The organism is Tistrella mobilis KA081020-065 (genome assembly GCF_000264455.2).
Taxonomy (GTDB): Bacteria; Pseudomonadota; Alphaproteobacteria; order Tistrellales; family Tistrellaceae; genus Tistrella; species Tistrella mobilis.
Window position 1 is genome coordinate 2,977,249 of the sequence record NC_017956.1, and the last position, 22,149, is coordinate 2,999,397.

Annotated in this window: 18 protein-coding genes; 6 read left to right on the forward strand and 12 right to left on the reverse strand. The window is 68.2% G+C overall.

The window, feature by feature from the left end:
- Nucleotides 1-12 precede the first annotated feature (12 nt).
- Entirely contained in the window at nucleotides 13-1,323 is a 1,311-nt protein-coding gene (locus TMO_RS13580; protein ID WP_014746209.1) for a glycosyltransferase, read from the forward strand.
- Nucleotides 1,324-1,325: 2 nt separating this feature from the next.
- Here TMO_RS13580 and TMO_RS13585 read toward each other — a convergent pair whose 3' ends face one another.
- From TMO_RS13585 to TMO_RS13595, 3 genes are all read right to left on the reverse strand, one after another.
- The gene (locus TMO_RS13585) at nucleotides 1,326-2,456 is read right to left on the reverse strand and encodes a hypothetical protein (RefSeq protein ID WP_014746210.1); all 1,131 of its coding nucleotides are present in this window, start codon (nucleotides 2,454-2,456) and stop codon (nucleotides 1,326-1,328) included.
- 322 nt (nucleotides 2,457-2,778) lie between these two features.
- Complete coding sequence (locus tag TMO_RS13590) at nucleotides 2,779-4,533, reverse strand: hypothetical protein (protein ID WP_014746211.1); 1,755 nt, start codon at nucleotides 4,531-4,533, stop codon at nucleotides 2,779-2,781.
- Between the two features lie 125 nt (nucleotides 4,534-4,658).
- Nucleotides 4,659-5,816 carry a DNA recombination protein RmuC gene (locus TMO_RS13595; protein WP_014746212.1) on the reverse strand — a complete coding sequence of 386 codons (1,158 nt, stop codon included), beginning with the start codon at nucleotides 5,814-5,816 and terminating at the stop codon, nucleotides 4,659-4,661.
- 199 nt (nucleotides 5,817-6,015) lie between these two features.
- Here TMO_RS13595 and def point away from each other — a divergent pair, with 199 nt between their 5' ends.
- The 3 genes from def to truA are packed head-to-tail and all read left to right on the forward strand — an operon-like array spanning nucleotide 6,016 to nucleotide 8,411.
- Nucleotides 6,016-6,570 (forward strand): peptide deformylase, encoded by a 555-nt coding sequence (def, locus tag TMO_RS13600; RefSeq protein ID WP_014746213.1) that lies wholly within the window; start codon nucleotides 6,016-6,018, stop codon nucleotides 6,568-6,570.
- Nucleotides 6,571-6,612: 42 nt separating this feature from the next.
- Nucleotides 6,613-7,581: a methionyl-tRNA formyltransferase gene (fmt, locus tag TMO_RS13605; protein ID WP_014746214.1), complete on the forward strand. Its 969-nt coding sequence runs from the start codon at nucleotides 6,613-6,615 to the stop codon at nucleotides 7,579-7,581.
- A gap of 14 nt (nucleotides 7,582-7,595) precedes the next feature.
- Nucleotides 7,596-8,411: a tRNA pseudouridine(38-40) synthase TruA gene (truA, locus tag TMO_RS13610; RefSeq protein WP_081598918.1), complete on the forward strand. Its 816-nt coding sequence runs from the start codon at nucleotides 7,596-7,598 to the stop codon at nucleotides 8,409-8,411.
- On the opposite strand, the gene TMO_RS13615 is transcribed toward truA, so the two are convergent.
- From TMO_RS13615 to TMO_RS13650, 8 genes are all read right to left on the reverse strand, one after another.
- Nucleotides 8,327-9,796, reverse strand: a complete 1,470-nt coding sequence (locus TMO_RS13615; RefSeq protein ID WP_014746215.1) for a PepSY-associated TM helix domain-containing protein — start codon at nucleotides 9,794-9,796, stop codon at nucleotides 8,327-8,329. The genes truA and TMO_RS13615 overlap by 85 nt on opposite strands.
- Before the next feature lie 4 nt (nucleotides 9,797-9,800).
- Nucleotides 9,801-12,275 (reverse strand): TonB-dependent siderophore receptor, encoded by a 2,475-nt coding sequence (locus TMO_RS13620; RefSeq protein ID WP_014746216.1) that lies wholly within the window; start codon nucleotides 12,273-12,275, stop codon nucleotides 9,801-9,803.
- A gap of 83 nt (nucleotides 12,276-12,358) precedes the next feature.
- Nucleotides 12,359-13,339: a FecR family protein gene (locus TMO_RS13625; protein ID WP_014746217.1), complete on the reverse strand. Its 981-nt coding sequence runs from the start codon at nucleotides 13,337-13,339 to the stop codon at nucleotides 12,359-12,361.
- Complete coding sequence (locus TMO_RS13630) at nucleotides 13,332-13,856, reverse strand: sigma-70 family RNA polymerase sigma factor (protein ID WP_228382228.1); 525 nt, start codon at nucleotides 13,854-13,856, stop codon at nucleotides 13,332-13,334. The genes TMO_RS13625 and TMO_RS13630 overlap by 8 nt, the downstream gene beginning before the upstream one ends.
- 113 nt (nucleotides 13,857-13,969) lie before the next feature.
- Nucleotides 13,970-14,575 (reverse strand): hypothetical protein, encoded by a 606-nt coding sequence (locus tag TMO_RS13635; protein ID WP_014746219.1) that lies wholly within the window; start codon nucleotides 14,573-14,575, stop codon nucleotides 13,970-13,972.
- On the reverse strand, nucleotides 14,572-15,753 hold the full coding sequence (gene dapE, locus TMO_RS13640; RefSeq protein ID WP_014746220.1) for a succinyl-diaminopimelate desuccinylase: 1,182 nt from the start codon (nucleotides 15,751-15,753) through the stop codon (nucleotides 14,572-14,574). Before dapE ends, TMO_RS13635 begins: the two co-directional genes overlap by 4 nt.
- A gap of 50 nt (nucleotides 15,754-15,803) precedes the next feature.
- Entirely contained in the window at nucleotides 15,804-16,670 is an 867-nt protein-coding gene (gene dapD / locus TMO_RS13645; protein WP_014746221.1) for a 2,3,4,5-tetrahydropyridine-2,6-dicarboxylate N-succinyltransferase, read from the reverse strand.
- 74 nt (nucleotides 16,671-16,744) lie between these two features.
- Entirely contained in the window at nucleotides 16,745-17,512 is a 768-nt protein-coding gene (locus TMO_RS13650; RefSeq protein ID WP_014746222.1) for a pyrimidine 5'-nucleotidase, read from the reverse strand.
- Between the two features lie 156 nt (nucleotides 17,513-17,668).
- Here TMO_RS13650 and TMO_RS13655 point away from each other — a divergent pair, with 156 nt between their 5' ends.
- Both TMO_RS13655 and TMO_RS32775 read left to right on the forward strand, forming a co-directional pair.
- Complete coding sequence (locus TMO_RS13655; RefSeq protein WP_014746223.1) at nucleotides 17,669-19,345, forward strand: EAL domain-containing protein; 1,677 nt, start codon at nucleotides 17,669-17,671, stop codon at nucleotides 19,343-19,345.
- 298 nt (nucleotides 19,346-19,643) lie between these two features.
- A complete protein-coding gene (locus tag TMO_RS32775) occupies nucleotides 19,644-20,999 on the forward strand; it encodes a globin-coupled sensor protein (RefSeq protein WP_014746224.1) in 1,356 nt (451 codons plus the stop codon).
- A gap of 96 nt (nucleotides 21,000-21,095) precedes the next feature.
- Here the strand turns inward: TMO_RS32775 and argB are convergent, their stop codons facing one another.
- On the reverse strand, nucleotides 21,096-22,013 hold the full coding sequence (gene argB / locus TMO_RS13665) for an acetylglutamate kinase (protein WP_014746225.1): 918 nt from the start codon (nucleotides 22,011-22,013) through the stop codon (nucleotides 21,096-21,098).
- Nucleotides 22,014-22,149: the final 136 nt, after the last annotated feature.

Sequence of the window (22,149 nt, forward strand, 5' to 3'; positions counted from 1 at the left end):
ACGCCCGCGCCGATGGCCCGCCTGCTGCTGCTCACCGCCGGAACCGAGGGGGATGTCCGCCCCTTCGTCAATCTGGCGACGCGGCTGGTGGCACGCGGTCACGAGGTGGGGCTGGCCGCCCCCGCAGGCGATGCGGAGATGGTCGCCGAAAGCGGCGCGCAGCATCTGAAACTCGCCATCGATTTCCGCGACATGGCCCGGCAGGGGCAAGCCCATGCCGCCGGCCTGCCCGGGCTGATCGACCGGCTGACCCGTACCCACACGCTTACCGGGGCCGGCACGCTGACCCGCGTTGCCGACGCGCTGTTCGAGACCACCGCCCGCGGACGCAGCTTCCGGCCCGACGCGATCATCGCCCATCCGAAATATACCGGCGCCGCCGATCTGGCCCAGGCGCTGCAGGTGCCCTGGGCGCAGGTGGCGCTGCTGCCCTGCATCGCCCCGACCGCCGTAGTGCCCAATGCCGCCCTCTTTGCCCGCGACATGGGCCCCTGGGCGAACCGGGCGAGCTATTGCCTCACCCCCCTGCTCGCCCGGCCGCTGGCCGGCCGCACCGATCGCTGGCGGGCGGACATCCTGGGCCTGCCCCCCAGGCGCAAGGCGCCGCCGCCTGCGGCCCGGCTGGTGCTCAACGCCTTTTCCGCGGCCCTGCTGCCGCGTATCGACGACTGGGGGCCCGAGGTCGTGACCACCGGCTTCTGGCGTGCGGAAGACGACGCGGCGGCCGATGCCGGCCTGCCGATCGAGGCGGCGGCCTTCGCCACCCGCGCAACCGCCCGCAGGCGGCCGCTGATCCATATCGGGTTCGGCAGCATGAGCGGGGTGGACGGCAACGGCGTCGCACGCTCTCTGGCCCGCGCGATCGAGCGCGCCGACGTGGCGGCGCTGGTCACCACCGGCTGGGGCGGGATCGACGGCCGGGCGCTGGACCGCCTGGCCGGCGACCGGGTGCTGGTGCTGGACCGCATGCCCCATGCCCGGGTCTTCCCGCATGTCGATCTGGTGGTTCATCACGGCGGGGTGGGCACGCTGGCGAGCGGGCTGATGGCCGACCGCGCGGCGGTGATCTGCCCCTGGGGCGCCGATCAGCCCTTCTGGGCGGCCCGGGCCGTGGACGGCGGCTATGGCCTGCGCGGGCCCGGGCTGCGCCAGCTGGCGGCGGGGGGGCTGGGCACCGGCGACCGGCTTGGCCGCACGATCCGCCGCGCGCTCCGCCACGGCCCGCTGACCGACACCGCCCGCCGGATCGGCCGCAGGCTGCGCGCCGAGGATGGCGCGCATGCGGCGATGCTGGCGATCGAGGATATGCTGCGCAGCAGGTGAGGTCAGGCGGCGACGCAACCGCAGGCGGCGCTGCGGATGCGGACCAGCGAGCCCGCGCGGCCGGTCGCGGCCGTGCCGGCGATGATGTCATCGGCCCGCGGCCCGAAAATGTGCTGGCCGCGATCGCCCAGAATCGTGATCGCCGGGCAGACGATGTCCAGGTGATACTGGGTGTGGGGTGTCAGCCCCAGGCCGATATGAATGGTGCCGGTCCGGCCGCCATAGAGTTCGTTGATGGCGGTGTTGGCGTCGTAGAGTTCCAGTGTGCAGTTCACCGCGAAGCCGAACTCCCACATGATCCGATAGCGGCTGTCGACGTCGAACATCCGCTCCAGCATCTCCACCGCCGGCGCCGCTTCGGGCGTCAGTGCCTCCAGCCGGACGATATGGCCGCGTTCGATGGTGGCGAGCATCGGCCCGCGCTGCATGGCCGCCAGGCGGCTGTGGATCCGCGCCTGATCGGCCGGATGATAGCTGGGGGCGCCATTGTGCAGGATCGGATAGCCCTCGATCACCATCTGCCCGTCGATGCCGAGCGAGAGGTCGGCGCTGTAATCATAGACGTCCAGCGGCAGGGCGCTGACTTCACCCGACGGCGCCAGCTGCTGCTCTCCCCAGCCGAGGAAACCGGCCTGCTCGTTCCAGACGTACCTGTCCGACATGTGGTCGAAGCGGGCGCGGGTGCCGTAGCGCGGATCAACGATCTCCATGAAGGCCGACTGCTCGGCCGTCGCGAAGAACTGATCGACCAGCTCCTGCTGGGCGGCCGGGTCGGTCGCCTCGATCATCCGGATGCCGTGGGCCAGCTTGTCCATGTCGGTCGGCGTCGAATTGCAGGCCAGCGCCAGAAGCTTGCGCCGGGCGCCGATCGTGCCGGCCGGCGGCGACTTGTAATAGACGTCGGGAGAAATGACCAGGATATGCGCCGTCTCGGGCATCTGGTCCAGAATCTCGGAGAAGGACTGCCCCTTCTCGTAGAACAGCGTCATGTCACCGGCATAGCCGCCGCCACCCCGCCCCAGCCGGACCTCGAAACGATCGGCTGCCGACCGGTTGGTGACGAAAACGAAGGTGGCGCCCTCCGGGTCGCCGAACTGCCGCATCGCGGTCGGGTCGATGATGATCCGGTCCATTGCCCACCTCTTGCCTGATCACATGACATGCAAGTCTTCATCAAGTGGCGTGGTGCGACACGCTGCGTGCGCGCACCACGCCACCCCGCATCCGTCAGTCAACGGATGAGAAGGCCGCTGGATCAGCCCAGCAGGCTGCCGAGATAGTCGGCATTCTTCTTACGGTTCTGCATGACACGTCTCCCTTGGTTGAGAGACCGGAGGACCCCATCCATCCGGTCGACTTGATGGTTTCATGGGAGACGGACTCATTCAACTAACAAAAGAATCATAATTATCATGTGCAACCGTAATGGGAATGTCATCGATCGGTCGGATGGGTTCAGGTAGTGCCCGCTGGATAGGCGGCAATCCGGTTCGTGCCCACCATGCTGGTCGTCGGCGACGGCAGGTCGAGCCCCGGGGCCCCTTCATAGCCATCAATGAGATTGCCATCGATCAGACAGCCGGTGCCTGTCACCCGGATACCGGGGAAGGGAGCCGCAGCAGTTCCCGAACGCCGCACGACATTGCCAGTCACCTGGCAGTCGTCCGCCCGGACATAAAGCCCATGCTCCACAGAGTTGGCGATGAGGTTGTTCGAGACCTGGACGCCCGAACCATGGATCAGAATGGTGGGACCATGCCGATAGGTGGTCGGGCTGGCCAGATCACAGGTCCACTGGCAGTTGGTGATCGCACCATTGATCGCCTTGCTCGCCGTGGGTGTACCTTCGGGCACCGTTTCGACCAGCGTTTCATAGCCCCGATAACCTGTCACGCCGGTGATCCGCATATCGCCCATCGGGCCGTGATAGAAACGGCGGCAATCATCAGCATAGCAGTCGGCGATCAGCCCGCCCTTCAGGGCATCGGAAAGCCCCGCGACCATGATGCAGGTGGACGAGCGGTCAAAGAGCCCGCCACCATTTACCTTTTGAATGGTCTGAGCGGTGGCGCCCCAGGCTTCGGGGGTAATGACTTGCGGATCAATCGGCGGTGGTGTTTCGTCGGTCTCGCTCTCTTCCTCGCTCGCGTCTTGTATGATGTACATGTCCGGTGCCGCACGGTCATAAAGAACACCATCAGCCCCGACGACATAAAGCATGTTGTCCTCAAGACCGGTGGGGGCGGTTCCTGCCCGATAGACCACGATGTCACCGACCTCGAACGCGTCGAGCCCCGTGGTCTGGGTGGTCACGGAGGACGTCAGTACCACGTCGACCTGCTGCCGGGGGCCACCACAACCATGGAAGCGGTTGGCGATGAAATTGAACCCGCGGATCGTGACGTCATTGGTCGTGGACTTCGCCGCCGGATGGATCACGATCCCATAGCGGCACGAGCTGAAATGGGTCCGGGTCACGAGGAAGTTGCGGCCGAAGCCGACAATTCCCATGCGCATATTGTAGAAGCGACAGAAGGCGAACTCACTGTCCAGGTCGGCCCGGCCTGTGGTGTTACAGAGCACGAAGCCGATGGTCCGCGCCCCATACCCGTTGACCGATGTCGAGATGCCGTCGGGCAGGGGCGCACTGCCGTCGATCCAGCCTTCGAAACTGATGCCCGTGACCCAGATGCGCGTGGATGACGCGCGGGTGAACATGACCTTGAGATTCTCCCCCGCCTTGATCACCGGCCGGTCCCAGCCCTCGCCTTCCCCCTTCAGCTGCGTGGTTGTCGGGATGTGGACGGTACGGTCCAGCGTGATGGTACCGCTGAAGACGACGACACCACCGAATCCCGCGGCATTGATCGCCCGCTCGATCTGCGCCGCCGCGTGGGGGATCGTTACCGTCGTGGCGCCATTCGCCCTGACATTGCCGATACCGTACCAGGCCGTCCGCACCGGCCCCTGATCGATCCGGCGCCAGACCCCGATCCGGGTATCGGTGTCGGAGTTGACGCAGTCGAAGACCATGCCCTCGTCGATCCTGTCGGCATACGGGCCGGTCGGGACTTCAAGACGAAAGGTGCCGCCGCCATCATCGTCGTAGACGTGATATCCGGCGACGATCGCCACGTCGCCCGGGCTCGGCAGGGCCCCCACAGGCGGCTGCTGCATCGCGGCGACGGTCTGATAGGTGAAAGTGGCCATTGGCCTCCTGCTCCTGGGATGGAAGGCGCCCCGTCGGCACCTTCGGCATCGCCCAGCATGGCAAGCGGCGTCCGTCTTCCCGATTCGTCTTCTGTTGCAACATGTTGCAACAGACCGGCGCACCCTCAGCCGGCCTCGTCCTCCGTGCCCCGGTCGCCCAGCTGCAGGGCGTCGATGCGCTCCGCCCGGCGGGCGGCCCGGTCGGCCGACAGGCGGACGCCGCGCAGATCTTCTGCCGCCTGTTCGAAATGGCGGACCAGCTTGGCCGCCCGGTCGTCGAGCCGGGCCAGATCGTCGAGCAGGGCGGTGACCTGGGCCCGGATCTCGGCCGCCTGCTCGCGCACCCGCACATCCTTGAGTATCGCCCGGATGGTGGTGAGCGTCGCCATCAGCGTGGTGGGAGAAACGATCCAGACCCGGGCGCGGAAGGCCTTTTCCACCACGTCCTGAAAATTGCCGTGCAGTTCGGCATAGACGGCTTCCGAGGGCAGGAACATCACCGCGCCGTCCGCCGTTTCGCCGGGGATCAGATAGCGTTCGGAAATCGCCTTCACATGGGCCATGACCGCCGTGCGGAAGGCGCGCGCCGCCTCGGTCCGCCGGGCGTCGCTGTCGGCCTGGCGGAGCAGATGGAAGCTTTCCAGCGGAAATTTGGCGTCGACGACGATCGGCCCCGGCGGATGCGGCAGATGGATCAGGCAGTCGGCGCGGCGGCCGTTTGACAGTGTCGCCTGCATCGCATAGGCGCCGGGCGGCAGCATCTGGCCGACCAGATCGGCAAGCTGGACCTCGCCGAAGGCGCCGCGGGCCTGTTTGTTGGCCAGGATGTCCTGCAGCCCGACCACCTTCTGTCCCAGATCGGCGATGTTGCGCTGAGCCTGATCGATCACCGCCAGCCGGGCGCGCAGATCCGCCGTCGCCTGGGCGGCACGGGTGCCTTCCAGATCGAAGCGATGCTCCAGCCGGGCCGACAGCGTGGTCAGGCGGGCATCCACCGTCTCGGCGATCATCCGCTCCTGGGTCTGAAGCCGGGCATCCACCTGCGCCTGCTGGGCGGCAAGGGCCGCCACCACCTGCTCCATCCGCCCCGCCTGCTGGGCCTGGGCGCGGGCCAGATCCCCCGCCAGCCGTTCCAGGATCTCCGCCTGGTCGAGGGCGGCATCCTCGGCCGCACGGGCCCGGCGGGCGGCCGCCGCCGCAACCCAGCCGCCGGCGACCAGCACCACCAGCAACAGGGCTGCGATGGCGAGCGGAACGGGGTCGAGGGTGGCGAAATCAGGCATCGGCGGGTCGTCTCCCGGATGAAACAGGGCCCGGACGGGTCGCCGGGGGCGGGATCATGCGCCGGCACGGGCCCCGGTACAAGCGACCTGCACCCCCGCGCGCAGCCCCGATGCAGGGCTGGCCGGCGCCGGGCGATCTTGACCCCGCGATGTCGCCGTAATACCTAACCCTTGAACAGAATTGGAGTCGTGACCTCTCATGGCCATCATGCCCATCCTCACCGCGCCCGATCCGCGCCTGACCAAGACCGCGACCCCGGTCGCGCGCGTCGACGACGACGTGCGCCGGCTGATGGACGACATGCTCGAGACCATGTATGCCGCCGAGGGGATCGGGCTCGCGGCGCCGCAGGTGGGCGTGCTGCAGCGGGTGATCGTGATCGACGTCTGCTGGGGCCGCGAAGGCAAGGAGCCGACGCCGCTCTTCATGGCCAATCCTGAAATCGTCTGGGTCTCGGACGAGGACAAGACCTATGAAGAGGGCTGCCTGTCGCTGCCCAGCCATTATGCCGATGTGGTGCGGCCGGCCGCCGTGCGGGTGCGCTATCTGGACCGTGACGGCGCCGTGCAGGAAATCGAGGATGACGGCCTGCTGGCGGTCTGCGTCCAGCACGAGATCGACCATCTGGACGGGGTGCTGTTCGTCGACCATCTGTCGTCGATCAAGCGCAACATGATCCTGCGCAAGCTGGTCAAGGCCCGCCGCCTGGGCAACGACAAGCCCGAGAAGGCGCCGATCACCGCCGCAGTCTGAACCTCCCCTCTTCCATCGAACCGAACCGGATCCGCGCGCCCGATGAGCACCGACACCCCCGCCCGCGCCCCGCACCGGGCGCGCGTCGTTTTCATGGGCACGCCCGATTTCGCCGTCCCCTCGCTCGATGCCCTGGTTGCCGCCGGGCACGAGGTGATCTGCGTCTATACCCAGCCGGCCCGGCCGGCCGGGCGCGGCCAGAAGCTGCAGCCCACCCCCGTGGCGGCCCGGGCGGAAGCGCTGGGCATCCCCGTGCGCACCCCGGCGACGCTGCGCGATCCGGCCGACCGCGCGGCTTTCGCCGATCTTGGCGCCGATATCGCGGTGGTCGCGGCCTATGGGCTGATCCTGCCCCGGCCGGTGCTGGATGCGCCGGCCCATGGCTGCATCAACGTCCATGCCTCTCTGCTGCCGCGCTGGCGCGGTGCCGCGCCCATTCACCGTGCGCTGCTGGAAGGCGATGCCGAAACCGGCGTCACCATCATGCAGATGGAAGCCGGGCTGGATACCGGGCCGATGCTCGCCACCTGCCGGGTGCCGATCGGCCCGCGGATGACGGCGCAGGAGCTGCATGACCGGCTGGCGGCCGACGGCGCGGCCCTGCTGGCCCGCACCCTGCCGGGGGTGCTGGACGGCAGCATCACTGCGGAACCGCAGCCGGAAGCCGGCGTGACCTATGCGAAAAAGCTGGAGAAGGCCGAGGGGCGGATCGACTGGACGGCCGATGCCGCGCGGATCGACCGGCTGGTGCGCGCCTTCACCCCCTGGCCCGGCGCCTTCTTCGATCTGGAGGGCGAAAGCCTGCGGCTGATCGAGGCGGCACCGTCCGATGCCGCGGTGCCGGCCGGCACCGTGGCGGGCACGCTGTTGGCCGACGGCCGGTCGGTCGCCTGCGGCGACGGCCGGGCGCTCCGGCTGATCCGCGCCCAGCGTGCCGGCCGCAAGCCCATGACCCTGGATGATCTGGCCCGCGGCTTTCCGGCGGTTGCCCCCGGCGCCCGGCTCGGCTGATGCAGCCGCCGCGGATGCAGCGCTGGAAGTTCACCGTCGAATATGACGGCACCGGCTATGTCGGCTGGCAGCGCCAGGACGGGCTGCCCTCGGTCCAGCAGGTGCTGGAAGAGGCGATCGAAGCCTATACCGGCAGCCCCTGCACGCTCCGCGCGGCGGGGCGCACCGATGCCGGCGTCCATGCCTCGGCCCAGGTGGTGCATGTGGATCTGCCCCGCGCCGACAGCCCCTTCACCACCATGTCGGCGATCAACCACTTCCTGAAGCCGGAAGCGGTGGCGGTGGTGGATGCCGAAGCGGTGCCGGACAGTTTCGACGCCCGTTTCACCGCCATCGGCCGTGGCTATACCTACCGGATCCTGAACCGCCGGGCACAGCCGGCGCTGGACCGCAACCGGCTGTGGCATGTGCCCTGGCCGCTGGATCTGGAGGCGATGACCACCGCCGCCGCCCGGCTGCTGGGCCATCACGATTTCTCAAGCTTCCGATCCTCAGACTGCCAGGCGAAGTCGCCGATGCGCACGCTCGACGAGCTGACCATCCGGCGCGCGGGCGACGAGGTGCTGATCCGCACCCGCGCCCAGGCCTTCCTGCACAACCAGGTGCGGATCATGGTCGGCACGCTCGCCATGGTCGGCCGCGGCCGCTGGACGCCCGACGACGTCACAAGGGCGCTTCAGGCCCGCAAGCGCGCCGCCGCCGGCCAGACCGCACCGCCCCAGGGGCTGTGCCTGGACCTGGTCGCCTATCCGCCGCCGGAGCTTTGGGCCGAAATGGCGAGCCGCCGCCGGCTGCGACCGGCATCAGGAGACGAGGATGGCGGCGACTGAACCGCCGCGCGGCGACAGGTCAGCCTGAGCCAGAGCGGCAACGGCGCCACCAGTGCCGCCAGGATCATGGCCAGGATCGCCATCTCTCCCGGGGCCAGCCCGATCGAGGCGATCTCGCCCGGCAGCAGCTTCGGCCGGGCCGCCACCACGCCATAGACCCAGCTGCCATGGATGGCGGCCAGAAGCAGCCCCAGACAGGGCAGGATGGTGGCAAGAGCGCCCATCCGCACCCGACCCGGGGGGCCTCCGGCCTGCCGGCGGTCCAGCCGCAGCCAGGCCCCGATCAGCCCGGCCAGGATGCCGGCGCTGGTGAGCAGCCCCGCCACCAGCCACAGAATGCGGGTCGCCACGCCACCGAAGGTGCCGAAATGCAGCGGATCGGCGGTGTTCACCCAGCGCTGAAGCAAAGTGAGCCCGGCCGCATCGCGGATCTGAAGCACGGCGCCGGTCGTGGGGTCCAGGGCGACACCCTCGGTACCGTCGCGCAGCAGCACGCCATCCCCCCGGCCCGCCAGCACCAGCGGATGGCCCGGTCGGCGGGGCGGCATGATCGTGGTCACCACCAGCGCCGGAAAGGCCTCGGCAGCACGTGCTACGGCCAGATCGAGATCGATCAGGGGGGCCGCTGGTGCCGGCACCGCCGTGATTCCGGGCAGAGCCGGGCCTTCGGTGAAGCCCGTGCCGGCGGTATCGGCCGCCGTCTCGACCAGATACCAGACCCCGGTCAGACAGATCAGGATGCCGATCAGCATCGACCACACGCCCGCGAAACGATGGAGATCCGACCAGAACAGTCGGGCGCTCCGCCCCATGCGCAGGATCACCGCCGCCTGCCACCAGCGGCGGGTGGTGATCAGGCCTGTGACCAGCGCCACCAGCAGCGGCAGGGCCAGCGCCCCCACGATCAGCGCCCCGTGCACCCCGGTCACCCCGGGCACGATATAGAGCTGCTTGTGGAAGACCCTGAGCCAGAGATGCAGGTCCAGCCCGGCCTTCTGGGGGCCGGGCTCCCCCGTCCAGGGATCCACCGGCACCCGGCGGAGATCGCCTTCTCGCCCCGCCACCAGTGCCCAGGCCGGCCGGCGCAGAGCGTCCGGATCCATGGCGAGCCCCAGGATGCTGAGATCCGGATGGGCGGCGGCGACCCGGTCGTACAGCCCCTGCCACGACATCCGCGGCGTGCCGGCCGCCGGGGCCGCGACCCGCTTCGCCGGATCGCCCAGCCAGGCGAGTTCATGGCCGAAGACCGCCATCGTGCCCGAGAGGCAGATCACATAGAGCAGATAGCCGAGGACCAGCCCGATCCAGGCATGGATCCGGAACAGACCCTTGCGGCTGAAGAGGCCGATGCGGGCAGGACTGGCTGGGCGATCGATCGGCGGCACCGGCTCAGAACCTGAGCGTCAGCGAGCCGAGCACCGCGAAGGGCTGGCCCGGATGGGCGATCGACCGGTCGCTGGCGCGGACGATATAGTCCTCGTCGAACAGGTTGTAGAGGTTGAGCCCGACCCGGCCGCCGCCCCAGGCATACCAGAGCGCTGCATCGGTCACGATGTAGTCGTCGAGTTCGATGCTGGGGTCGAACTGGGCCGTGCTGGTGCCGGTATAGCGCACGCCGCCGCCCAGCCCCCAGCCATAGAGGTCGAGCCCGCCCGCGCGGTCGCCCTCCTGGAAGTCATAGGTCATCCACAGCCGCGCCTTGCGGCGGGGTACGCCGCCGAGCGGCTGGCCGACCGCGGCCGGATCGTCCGGATTGGACAGGGTCTCGGTCTCGGTGAAGGCGTAGTTCGCGATCACCTTCAGCCCGTCAGTGACCTGACCGGTCAGATCGAATTCGAAGCCACGGCTGCGCTCGCGCACATCCGCCAGATAGGCGGAGGCGCCGGTCGCGTTGTAGAGGGCATTGTCGAAGACCGCGACATTCTCTTTCTCGATCTGAAAGACCGAAACCGTGGCCAGAAGCTGCTCGTCGAAGAAGGCCGCCTTGGCGCCGACCTCGTATTGCAGCCCCTCCTCGGGCAGGATCGGCGAGCCGGAGCGATCGAGAATGCCCGGCCGTTGCGGCAGGAAGGACTGGGTGACGCTGGCATAGACCGAATATTGCGGCGTCAGCCGGTAAAGCACCCCGGCACGGCCGGTGAAGGCGCCTTCCTCGATATCGGGGGTGGCGACGCCGTTGCTCTCATTGTCCTGGCGGAAGGTGTCGTAGCGCCCGCCGAGCAGAAGCTTCAGCCGGCCGTCATCGAGCAGGGAGATCTGATCCTGAAGATAGAACCCGGCCCATTCGGTCGTGCCCTGCACCCGCTCGACGGCGAGATTGGCCGGCACCGGAAAATCGACCTGCGGATCATTTGAAATCGGGATGACCGGGCCGTTGACCCGCGACCGCCGGACGTCGGAGTCCTGACGGATCAGTTCGGCGCCAAGCAGCACTTCGTGGTCGACCGTCCCGGTCTGGAACGCCGCCGTGGCATCGAGCACGAACTGGATCTCGTCCTCGCGCCGGTCCTCGTTCTGGTAGCGCGTCGGCAGAAGCGAGCCCGTGGCGGTGTCGACCACACCCCGCGGCCGGAGCGCCTCGTTCTTCGAATCCGCACGATGGAACTGAAGCTGGTTGCGCAGCGTCCAGGTGTCGTCGAGGCGGTGGGTCAGCTGATAGGCGGCGGTGTAGTCGTCGATGGTGCGTCCGTCGAGGTCGGGATCGCCGAAAAAGGTCGACGGATCGACCAGCGGCCGGCCGTCGGTGCCGAGCGGGATGCCGGTGTCGTAGGGCTGTTCCTCGTGCACCACCGCAAGGTCGACCAGAAGCTCGGTGTCGTCATCCGGCAGCCAGAGCAGGCTGGGGGCCACGGCATAGCGGTCGACATCCATCTCGTCGCGGAACGAGCCGGCATCGGTATAGGCGGCGTTCAGGCGATAGAGCAGGTCGCGGTCGGTGGTCACCGGCCCGGTCAGATCGACCGACGTGCGGAACAGCTCGTCGGTGCCGAGTTGCTGCTCCAGAACATAGGCCGCCTCGGCCTGCGGGCGTTTGGTGACGACATTGACCACGCCGCCCGGCTCGAGCGCGCCGTAGAGGATGGAGGCCGGCCCCTTCAGCACCTCGACCCGTTCCACATTCACCAGATCGACCGCACCGGTCGACGTGGCCCGCAGCCCGTTACGCAGCAGGCCGGGCGATTCGAAACCGCGGATCATCGGCAGGACTTCGGACTGGGCGTTCAGCGTATTGCCGGCCTGCTGGACGCCGCTCACATTCTCGTAAACGTCCTTGAGGTTGAGCGACCCCTGATCCTCGATCACGTCGCGCGGCACCACCTGCACCGAGAGCGGGGTCTCCAGGATCGACGCATCGGTCTTGGTTGCGGTGAAGCTGCGGGTGGCGAGATAGCCCTCGACGGGGCCGGTCGCCGTCTCAACTGCCCGGCGGCTGCCGGTGACGGTCAGCGGGTCGAGCCGGGTGGTCCCGTCGGATGGCGGGGCCGGCAGCAGGGTCACGGTGCCGTCCGCCTCGGTGATCCAGCCGATGCCGGTGCCGGCGAGCAGCCGGCCCAGCGCCTCGTCGACGCTGAACTGCCCCTGAACCGCGCCGCCCCGCCGGCCCGCGACCACCTCGGCCGCGCCGCTGACCTGAACCCCGGCCTGGCGGCCGAAGGCGGCCAGCGCCTCGTCCAGCGGCCGGGCCGGGATGTCGAAGGCGATCCGGTCCATACCGGCGGCCACCGCCACCGACGCCCCGGCCGTCAGGGCCATCAGCCCGACCGGCGCCAGCACCGTCATCAGCCCGAAGCCGACCCCGGCGGCGATCGTTACCCGCCCTGCCCCATCCCGCATACCGTCGAACCCTTCCTCGTCGGAGACCATCTCACGCAAATGCGGATCATTTGCGTTCTCATCCCAACAACGGACGGCGCGATTTTTCTTTTCAGGAAAAATGACCGGGCCTCTCAGCCCCCGGCGGTGACCAGCGTCAGAAGCGGACCGAAGGCGCGGACTTCGCCGCCGACCGGCCGCATCATCGCCTTCAGCGCGCGCTGCGGATCGCGCAGATCGTAAAGCCCGGTCACCCGGCGGGCGCCGAGTGCCGCATCGGTGATCACGATCCAGCCCGGCTGGTGGCGCCGCAATTCCGCCACCACCTCGGCGACCGTGGCATCGGAGACGAACAGCCGGCCATCCCGCCAGGCACCGACATCCTCGGGCGCCAGCCGCCCCCGGGTGACGGCGCCGCTTGCGGTATCGACCGCCAGCCGGTCGCCGGCCGCCAGCTGCTCCACACGCCTGCCCCTGGCCGGCGCCACCCGGACGGTGCCGCTCGCCACCTCGACCACCACCCGGCCGCCATCGGCAGCCACGTCGAAGGTGGTTCCGGTGACGGTGACCGCGACATCGCCCGCCCGGACGATGAACGGCCGGGCGGGATCGGGCATCACGTCGAAGAAGGCGCCGCCATCGATCAGGGTCACCTCGCGGCGGCCGTCGTCGAAGCGGCTGCGGATCGCGGTGCGGCCGTCGAGTTCCACCCGGCTGCCATCGTCCAGCACCACCCGGCGGGTCTCGGCCACACCGGTCGCGGCATCGGCGCCAAGACCGGCAAAGCCGCCCGGCCTGACGCTCGCGACCGCCACCATCGCAACGACCACCGCCGCGGCTGCCATCATGGCCCGGCGCCGCAAGGCGCGGCGCGGGGGCACGACCCCGGTATCGCGAGCCACCGGTGCGGGACCGACCTGCACAGGCGCCCCCCGCAGGGGGCCCGCCTCCCCCAGATCCCGCCAGGTCGCACAGACCCGCGCCCAGGCGGCCTCATGCGCCGGATCGGACCGCCGCCAGGCCGCCCATCCGGCCCGGATCGCCGGGTCGTCGGGCGCTTCCTGAAGCTGCAGCAGCCAGTCGAACGCCGCTTCCAGAACCGGATCCTCAGCCATGACCGGCATCATCCGGCCCGATCGCCGCAGCGATCTGCATCAGGGCCCCGCGCACCATCCGATGGGCGGTCGGCACCGACACCCCCAGACGCGCGGCAATCTCGCCCAGCGTATGGCCGCCGAACCGGTGCATCTCCACCGCCATGCGGATATCGGGCTCCAGCCGGTTCAGTACCGTCACGATCCGCGCCAGCGTGCGGCGATGGGTGACCTCTTCCTCGGGCGTGCGCGGCACAGCCGGCAGCATCCACCAGGGGGCGCCTTCGTCCTGGCTGCGGACCTCCACCGCCCGTCGGCGGCTCCAGTCCAGCGCCAGATTGCGCACGATCCGGTACAGATAGCCCAGCGGCTGATCCAGCGCCGCATCGGCCTGGCCTGCGGGTACGAAGCGCAGGAAGGCATCCTGCACGACATCCTCGGCACGCGCGCGATCGCCGCCCGTGATCGACGTCGCATAGTCGATCAGGTCCGCGCGATGGGCCATGAACAGCGCCAGTTTGCCGTGATCTTGGGTCAATGCAGCCGCACCGGAAATCATTCAGGGCTGAACCCTAGCCCGAATGCGAGTGCGTATCAATATCGAGTGGAATGCCCGTTTCACCATCCGGTCCCGGAACAAGGCCAGCGCAGTCAGAGCAGCCGGGCCAGCAGGATCGGCCAGAGAATCGCCATCAGCACGATCAGCGTCACCGCCCCGGAATTGAGGCCAAGGGTCAGCCGGGTCATGAACCATTCCATGCCGATCAGCGCCGCAAGCGCCAGGGTGGTGAGCAGGCCGGCCAGCGGCGCCGGCAGCACGCCGGCGGTCGCGATCACCGCCACCATCACATAGACCTGAACCATCGACAGCCAGTTGCGGGCGACGACATAGGGCACGAAGCCCCGGTCGACACCGGTGCGCCGGGCCAGGATCAGCAACACCAGGGGAAAGCTCGCCCAGGCGAGGAGATCGACCAGAACATCCCCCAGCAGGCCGAAATGATCGGTGCCGGCGGCCATGGTCGCGATGACGTCGGCGGCGGCCTCTTCATCGGGCGACGGCGTGGCCGCCCCCTGGCCGGGCACAGGCAGGCTGTAGAGCAGCAGATAGCCGGGGATCGCCAGCAGCAGGGCCGTGAAGGAGTGCCAGAAACCGCCGACGTCGATCCGCAACAGCTCCAGCGCCCGCCGGTCGAAGCGGGCGAGGCCAAGGCCTCCGCGGATGCCGCGGAGCAGATCACCGCCCCCGGCGCTCACGCTCCGGCCGTGCCGGTCCGGGCGGGCGGCGTCGCCATGTAGTCGGCGATCACCCGCTCGTAGATGCGCGACAGCGCCTCCAGCGCCGCAACCGGCACCCGCTCGTCGGTCTTGTGCATGGTCTGGCCGATCAGGCCGAATTCGCAGACCGGGCAGTAATCCTTGATGAACCGGGCGTCCGAGGTGCCGCCGGTGGTCGAAAGATCGGGGTCGAGCCCGGTCTCGGCCTTGACCGCATGGGCCACCAGCGACGAGAACGGCCCCGGCTCGGTGACGAAGGCATCGCCGGTGATGCGGTAATCCATCTCCCAGCGCCCGCCGACCGCATCGAAACTGCGCCGCAACCAGGCTTCGAGGCTGGCCGGGGTGTGCAGATCGTTGAAGCGGATGTTGAAGCTCGCCTTCGCAATCCCGGGAATGACGTTGGTCGCCGGGTTGGCGATATCGATGGTGGTGACCTGCAGGCTGGAGGGCTGGAAATAGGGCGTGCCCTCGTCCAGCTCGTGCTCCACCACACCTGAAAGCATCTTCAGCAGCCGCGGCACCGGGTTGTCGGCGAGATGCGGATAGGCCACATGGCCCTGCATGCCATAGACGGTCAGATGGCCGGTGACGCTGCCGCGCCGGCCGATCTTGATCATCTCGCCCAGCCGCATCGGGTTGGTCGGCTCGCCCACCAGGCAGTGATCCATGCGCTCGGCCCGCTCGCGCATCCAGCCCAGCATCTTGACCGTGCCGTTGATCGCGTCGCGTTCCTCGTCGCCGGTGATGACCAGCGCGAGCCGGGGCTTGCCGCCGCCTGCGATATAGCGCGAGACCGCCGCCACGAAGGCTGCGATCGAGCCCTTCATGTCCACGGCCCCGCGGCCGTAGAGATGGCCGTCGATCACCTCGGCGCCGAAGGGGTCGACCGTCCAGCCGGCGGCATCGCCCACCGGCACGACATCGGTATGGCCGGCATAGCCCAGCACCGGCAGATCGCCGTCGCGATCGCCGATGCAGGCATAGAGATTGTCGACCGGATCCCAGCCCGGCTGTTCGAAGGGCAGCCGATGGCAGGTGAAGCCCAGCCCCTCGAGTGCCGCCTGGAGCACGTCGAGCGCGCCGGCATCGGCCGGGGTCACGCTCGGCCGGCGGATCAGGTCGCGGGCGAGGTCGAGGGTGTCGATGACGGCCATGGGGCGGGGATCCGGTCTGGTTGGACGATCAGGGGCGGCGCGGCCGGCGATCAGGTGCGCAGCAGGTCGTTGATGCCGGTCTTCTCGCGGGTGCGGGCGTCGACCGTCTTCACGATCACGGCGCAATAGAGGCTGGGGCCGGGGGTGCCGTCGGGCAGCGGCCGACCGGGCAGAGCACCCGGCACCACCACCGCGAAGGGGGGCACCTTGCCGATATGGATCTGGCCGGTCTCGCGATCGACGATCTTGGTCGAGGCGCCGAGGAACACGCCCATCGACAGCACCGCCCCCTCGCCCACGATCACGCCCTCGGCAACTTCCGAGCGGGCACCGATGAAGGCGCCGTCCTCGATGATCACGGGGCCGGCCTGCAAAGGCTCCAGCACGCCGCCGATGCCGGCGCCGCCCGAGATGTGGACATTGCGGCCGATCTGGGCGCAGGAGCCGACGGTCGCCCAGGTGTCGACCATGGTGCCCTCGCCCACATAGGCGCCGATGTTCACGAAGCTCGGCATCAGCACGGCGCCGGGGGCGATATAGGCGGAACGGCGCACCACGCAGTTCGGCACGGCGCGGAAGCCGGCGGCGCGAAAACGATTGTCGTTCCAGCCCTCGAACTTCGACGGCACCTTGTCGAACCAGGGCGCATTGCCGCCGGGCCCGCCCGGGATCGGCGCCATGTCGTTCAGGCGGAAGGACAGCAGCACCGCCTTCTTCAGCCACTGATGCACGACCCAGTTGCCATCGGCCGCCTTTTCGGCGACGCGCAGATGGCCGCCGTCCAGCGCCTCGAGCGCGGCATCGACCGCATCGCGGACCTCGCCTTTGGTGGCGATGCCGATCTCGGCGCGGTTTTCCCAGGCGGCCTCGATCACGGCGGCCAGTTCTGCCGTGGCGGGTGCGGCGGTCGCGGTCATGTCGTCTCCCTCGGGACAGGTTGGGGGGCGCGCAGGCGCGCACGGATCGCAGTTTAGGCCGCGCGGGGCGGGTGTCAACGTGCGCTCCCATCCTGTTCTGCCGTATCCAGATGGGCGAGATAGGCCTCCAGCCAGAGCGACAGGTCCGGCGACACCCAGTCGATGTGATCGCCCTTCGATCCCAGCAGCGAGAACGGCTCTCCGGTATTGATCCAGACCGTGCGCATGCCCAGCGCCGCCGCCGGGGCGAGATTGCGGGCACTGTCTTCGAACAGCACCGCGGTCGCGGCGTCGACGCCGTAGCGGCTGCAGAACAGGTCGTAGACTTCGGGCGCAGGCTTGGGCACGAAATCGGCGGCGACGATGTCGAAGATCGCCTCGAACCGGTCGACAATACCCATGCGGGTCAGGATGCGGTCGGCATGGGCGGTGGAACCGGCGGTGAACACCAGCTTGCGCCCCGGCAGCCGGTCGATCGCCGCCCCGAGTTCGGGCGCCGGCGGCAGCACCGAGACGTCGATGTCGTGGACATAGTTCAGATAGTCATGCGGATCCAGGCCGTGGCGGAGCATCAGCCCGCGCAGCGTGGAGCCGTGGGCGCGGAAATAATCGCGCTGGAGGGTCAGCGCCGCCTCGCGGTCGAGCGAAAAGCTCTCCATGATGAAGGCGGTCATCCGGCGGTGGACTTGATCGAACAGCCGCGAGCCAGCCGCATACAGGGTATTGTCCAGATCGAAGATCCAGGTATCGACATGGTCGAGCGCCGACCAGTCCAGGCCCGGTTTCAGAGCGACGGGCCCGAGCAGGCTGTCCTCCGGGGGTGTGGATGGGGTATGAGTCATCGGCTGCGGTTCCTCGAAGCGAAGGAGATCCTGCGCGGGCCCGCCGCCCGCACATCCCGGATACGACGTTAAGGCTTCCTTGACGCACGTTGGAGATATACTTGGCCACGTTCCTGGCGGAAGATCGGGGGACGAGGTTTTCGAGACAAGGGTCCGATGTCCCGGCAGAGCGTGCAGACGCCAGAGCCCATTCGCAGTCTGAAGCAGGAACGCGACCGTTTCGTCGCGCTGGCCTTTACGGCTGCCGATATCCTGCTCGAACTGGACGAGGCACGGATCATCCGTTTCGTGGCCGGCGCCACCTCGGGCCTGCTGGGCCGTGACCAGGACCGGCTGATCGGCGTGGCGCTGGAAGAGCTGGTGGCGGAAGACGACCGGCGGATGGTCACCGCCGTGCTGGACCGCCCCGGCGTCGCCGGCCGCTTCGAAGCGGTGATGGTGCGGCTGGCCAACCCGCATTCCGCCGTCACGCGGCGCGCGATCGTCAGTGGCTATCGGCTGCCGGATCTGGGCGGCCATTATTTTCTGGCCCTGTCGCTGCCCAAATACATGGTCGCGACCGACGTGTCGACCGAGGCGCGCGACGTGGAGACCGGCCTGATCTCGGCCCGGTCCTTCGCCCAGATCGCCAAACATCGCCAGCAGGAAGCCAATGATATCGGCTCCAACTACGAGATGACCCTGCTGCATCTCGAACGGTTTGGCCTGCTGCGCCAGCAGCTCGACCGGTCGCTGACCGACGAGTTCATGGCCAATCTGACCAGCCTGCTGCGCGCCAATTCGGTGGTGGGCGACAGCGCCGCCCGGCTGGATCAGGACACCTACAGCGTCATCCACGGCGCCGAGACCGATGTCGCCAAGCTCCGCGAACAGGTGAGCAAGCTGGCCCGCACCGTCGACCCGAAGGGCGATGTGCTGGGCCTGCGCATGGCGACCATGCCGCTGGACGGTGCGGAACTGGGTTCTACCGATGTCGCACGCGCGATCAGCTTCGTGGCCGAACAGCTGAAGGAACGCAAGCTGTCGGGCCGGATCAACAGCCTGCGCCGCCAGCATGGCGAGATGGTCGACGACACCGCCCGGCGGATTTCGGAATATCGCGGCATCATCCGCCGGAGGGATTTCCGGGTGGCGCTGCAGCCGATCGTGGATCTGGCTTCTCGTCAGGTTGAGCATTACGAGGCACTGCTGCGGCTGAAACGGGTCGATGAAAGCCCGTTCGAGGTGATCACTTTCGCCGAGCAGGCCGGCTTCATCGAGGAATTCGACCTCGCCATCTGCCGGATGGTGATCGACAAGATCAAGCGCGCCGAGCAGCGCAGCCAGGTGCTGCGGCTCGCGGTCAATCTGTCGGCGCGATCGATCGAGAGCGAGAGCTTCGTGATCGCCTTCAACAAGCTGCTGGCGACGCTGGGCCCCATGCGCGACCGGCTGATGTTCGAGGTGACGGAAACCGCGCGGATCGACGATCTGGGCCGCGCCAACGCCTTCCTGCAGGATCTCCGCCGCGCTGGCCACCGGGTCTGCCTGGACGACTTCGGATCGGGCCAGGCCTCGTTCCAGTATCTGCGGTCGCTGAAGGTCGATCTGGTCAAGATCGACGGATCCTATGTGCGCAACGCGTTGAAGACCGATGACGACCGCAAGTTCCTGCGCGCGATCATTCAATTGTGCAACAGCCTGGGTATCATCACCGTCGGTGAAATGATCGAGAACGAAGCCACGGCCAATTTCCTGCGCTCCAACGGCGTGCAATACGGACAGGGGTATCTGTTCGGACGGCCATCCGTGGACATCTCGGACTTCCATGAACAGAATACCACACAAAAATAAGCGGTAATTTATCTACGTATTTCTGCCGACCGTCTGCAAAGACCTCCGTCTTCATTTTCTAGCAAGTTTTCTGGTGTTAGATAGATCTCACCACCCTCATGAACGACCACCCCTTCGCGCCTCGAGAACTGGTTGAGATCATCATGAATTGATCTCCTGGTGAGACTATGGGCAAATCGCCACAGCCGACGGTTTTCTCATGACATCGGTACATCGACCTTGTCATGTTGCGGCGTCGAACGATCTCAGCACCGGCCGATAGGGTAGACCTTCTAGTTGCGAGACGGGACCGGGCCCCATGAGCCTCCAGACGCTTGACGACGATGAGCGCCGCCGCTGTGCGGCCTTTGACCTGACCGATGACGATCTGAACGCTCTGGCCGCGTACCGGCCGCGGGTTCAGCAGCGGCTTCCTGCCCTGCTGGATGCGCTGCACGTGCGTTTCGCACCCTGGCCCGAAATTCAGGCCGCGCTAAAGGATCCGGAGGTTCACGCCATTCGTCTGGCCCATTGGAGCCGGGCCGCCGGCGGCCAGATCGACAACGGCTTCGCCGCCTCGGCCCGCAGCCTCGCCTCGGCCTTCTACGACCATGGTGTGCCGGGCTATGCGGTCGCGATCTGTCATTCCACGGTCTCGCGCGCCATCATCGAGGACATCTCCGCCACCGGAACCGGCGGCGGCCTGTTCGGCCACAACCGGCGCCGCAACGGCGATGCCGCCTTCGCCACGGCCCTGTCGAAAATCGCCTGGCTGGATCTGGAACTTCTGCTGGAGACCTATGCCGAAGCCGAAGCGTCGAAGCGCGCCCAGGTGATCGAGGGGTTGGCCGGCAGTTTCGATCGCCAGATGGGGCGCGTGGTCTCGGCCATGGGCCAGGCGTCCCAGGATGCCGATGCCGCCAGCCGCCGCATGGCCGAGACAGCGGTCCGGGCGCTCGACGACGCGTCGAAGGCCGCGGACATCGCCCGTGATGCCGCCGGCAACGTCCAGGCCGTGGCCAGCGCCACCGAGGAACTGGCGGCCTCGGTCGCCGAGGTCGGCAGCCGCGTGGCACAGTCTGCCGCCATGGCGACCCGCGCAGTGGAGGATGCAAAGCGCACCGATGCAGTGGTCCGCACCCTGGCCGAGACCGCCCAGCGGATCGACGAGGTGGTCACGCTGATCAGCAGCATCGCCCAGCAGACCAATCTTCTGGCGCTCAACGCCACGATCGAGGCGGCGCGGGCCGGCGAGGCCGGCAAGGGCTTTGCTGTAGTCGCGGGCGAAGTGAAGACCCTGGCCAACCAGACGGCCACGGCGACCGACGATATCGGCCGCCAGATCGCCCAGGTCCAGCAGGCGACGCGTGACGCCGTGGAGGCGATCAGCGCCATCACCAGCGGCATCGGCGAGATCGACGCCATTTCGACCTCGGTGGCCGCCGCCGTCGAGGAACAGGTTGCCACCACCCGCGAAATCGCCCGTGCCGTGGCCGATGCCGCCCGGGGCAATCACCGCGTGTCGGAGCTGATGGACGGGCTGCAAGCCGGATCCGGCACCAGCCGCGCCGCGGCCGGCGAAGTGAACACGGCCATGGCGATGCTGACCGACCAGTCGCAGCATCTGCGCCAGGCGGTGGACGCCTTCCTCGACGAGGTCCGCAAGACCTCCTGACCGGTCGCAAACTCTGCTGCCGCCAAAAAAGAGAGGCGCCGATCCGTCGGCGCCTCCCTTCTTTTTCCAGCCCCGGAGCCCCGTCGCGATCAGCCCTCAGGCGTGGATCAGCGTGCCGATGCCGCGATGGGTGAAGGTCTCCAGCATCATGCCATGGGCGACCCGGCCATCCAGGATCACCGCCGCTTCGGTCGAGCCCTCGACCGCGGCGATGCAGGTCTCGACCTTCGGGATCATGCCGCCGGTGATGGTGCCGTCGGCCATGTAGCGGCGGGCCTCGGCCACGCTCATATCCGAGATCAGATTGCCTTCCTTGTCGAGCACGCCCGGCACGTCGGTCAGCATCAGCAGCCGGCGCGCCTGGACGGCGGCGGCGATGGCGCCGGCCGCGGTGTCGGCATTGATGTTGAAGGTCTCACCCTTGGCACCGACGCCCACCGGCGCGATCACCGGGATCATGTCGGACTGGGCGATGGTGGTGATGACCTTGTCGTTGATCTCGGTCGGCTCCCCCACGAAGCCCAGATCCAGGATCCGTTCGATATTGCTGTCGGGGTCGCGCTTGGTGCGGCGCAGCTTCTCGGCCCGGATCAGGTTGCCGTCCTTGCCGCAGATGCCGATGGCGGTGCCGCCGGCCGCGTTGATCGCGCCCACGATCTGCTTGTTGATCGAGCCGGCCAGCACCATCTCGACCACCTCGACCGTCGCCTTGTCGGTGACGCGCAGCCCGTCGACGAAGCTGGAGGTGATCTTCAGCCGCTCCAGCATCTGGCCGATCTGCGGCCCGCCGCCATGGACCACCACCGGGTTGATGCCCACCTGCTTCAGCAGCACGATGTCGCGCGCGAAGGTTTCGGCCAGGCTCTCGTCACCCATGGCATGGCCGCCATATTTGATGACGAAGGTGCTGCCGGAATGACGGCGCAGATAGGGCAGCGCGTCCGAAATCGTCGCGGCCGTCCGCAGCCAGTGCTTGGTGTCCGAGATCGAATTGGGGGTCTTGGAGGTGCTCATGCGGCGGCGCTCCTGAAAGACTGCGGGTGGCAGGCCCAAGCTTCGTGACGGCCGGCCCCTGAGGGGCCGGCCTTTTCCAAGCCGGGACCATACGCCGAACCGGGCGGCGCGAAAACCGCCGGATGACGACAAAATG

What these genes read in the sequence shown, in the direction of transcription:
- TMO_RS13580 (WP_014746209.1), top strand. Translation starts at nt 13, where the DNA reads ATGGCCCGCCTGCTGCTGCTCACCGCCGGAACCGAGGGGGATGTCCGC.
- TMO_RS13585 (WP_014746210.1), bottom strand. Translation starts at nt 2,456, where the DNA reads ATGGACCGGATCATCATCGACCCGACCGCGATGCGGCAGTTCGGCGAC.
- TMO_RS13590 (WP_014746211.1), bottom strand. Translation starts at nt 4,533, where the DNA reads ATGGCCACTTTCACCTATCAGACCGTCGCCGCGATGCAGCAGCCGCCT.
- TMO_RS13595 (WP_014746212.1), bottom strand. Translation starts at nt 5,816, where the DNA reads ATGCCTGATTTCGCCACCCTCGACCCCGTTCCGCTCGCCATCGCAGCC.
- def (WP_014746213.1), top strand. Translation starts at nt 6,016, where the DNA reads ATGGCCATCATGCCCATCCTCACCGCGCCCGATCCGCGCCTGACCAAG.
- fmt (WP_014746214.1), top strand. Translation starts at nt 6,613, where the DNA reads ATGAGCACCGACACCCCCGCCCGCGCCCCGCACCGGGCGCGCGTCGTT.
- truA (WP_081598918.1), top strand. Translation starts at nt 7,596, where the DNA reads ATGCAGCGCTGGAAGTTCACCGTCGAATATGACGGCACCGGCTATGTC.
- TMO_RS13620 (WP_014746216.1), bottom strand. Translation starts at nt 12,275, where the DNA reads ATGGTCTCCGACGAGGAAGGGTTCGACGGTATGCGGGATGGGGCAGGG.
- TMO_RS13625 (WP_014746217.1), bottom strand. Translation starts at nt 13,339, where the DNA reads ATGGCTGAGGATCCGGTTCTGGAAGCGGCGTTCGACTGGCTGCTGCAG.
- dapE (WP_014746220.1), bottom strand. Translation starts at nt 15,753, where the DNA reads ATGGCCGTCATCGACACCCTCGACCTCGCCCGCGACCTGATCCGCCGG.
- dapD (WP_014746221.1), bottom strand. Translation starts at nt 16,670, where the DNA reads ATGACCGCGACCGCCGCACCCGCCACGGCAGAACTGGCCGCCGTGATC.
- TMO_RS13650 (WP_014746222.1), bottom strand. Translation starts at nt 17,512, where the DNA reads ATGACTCATACCCCATCCACACCCCCGGAGGACAGCCTGCTCGGGCCC.
- TMO_RS13655 (WP_014746223.1), top strand. Translation starts at nt 17,669, where the DNA reads ATGTCCCGGCAGAGCGTGCAGACGCCAGAGCCCATTCGCAGTCTGAAG.
- TMO_RS32775 (WP_014746224.1), top strand. Translation starts at nt 19,644, where the DNA reads ATGAGCCTCCAGACGCTTGACGACGATGAGCGCCGCCGCTGTGCGGCC.
- argB (WP_014746225.1), bottom strand. Translation starts at nt 22,013, where the DNA reads ATGAGCACCTCCAAGACCCCCAATTCGATCTCGGACACCAAGCACTGG.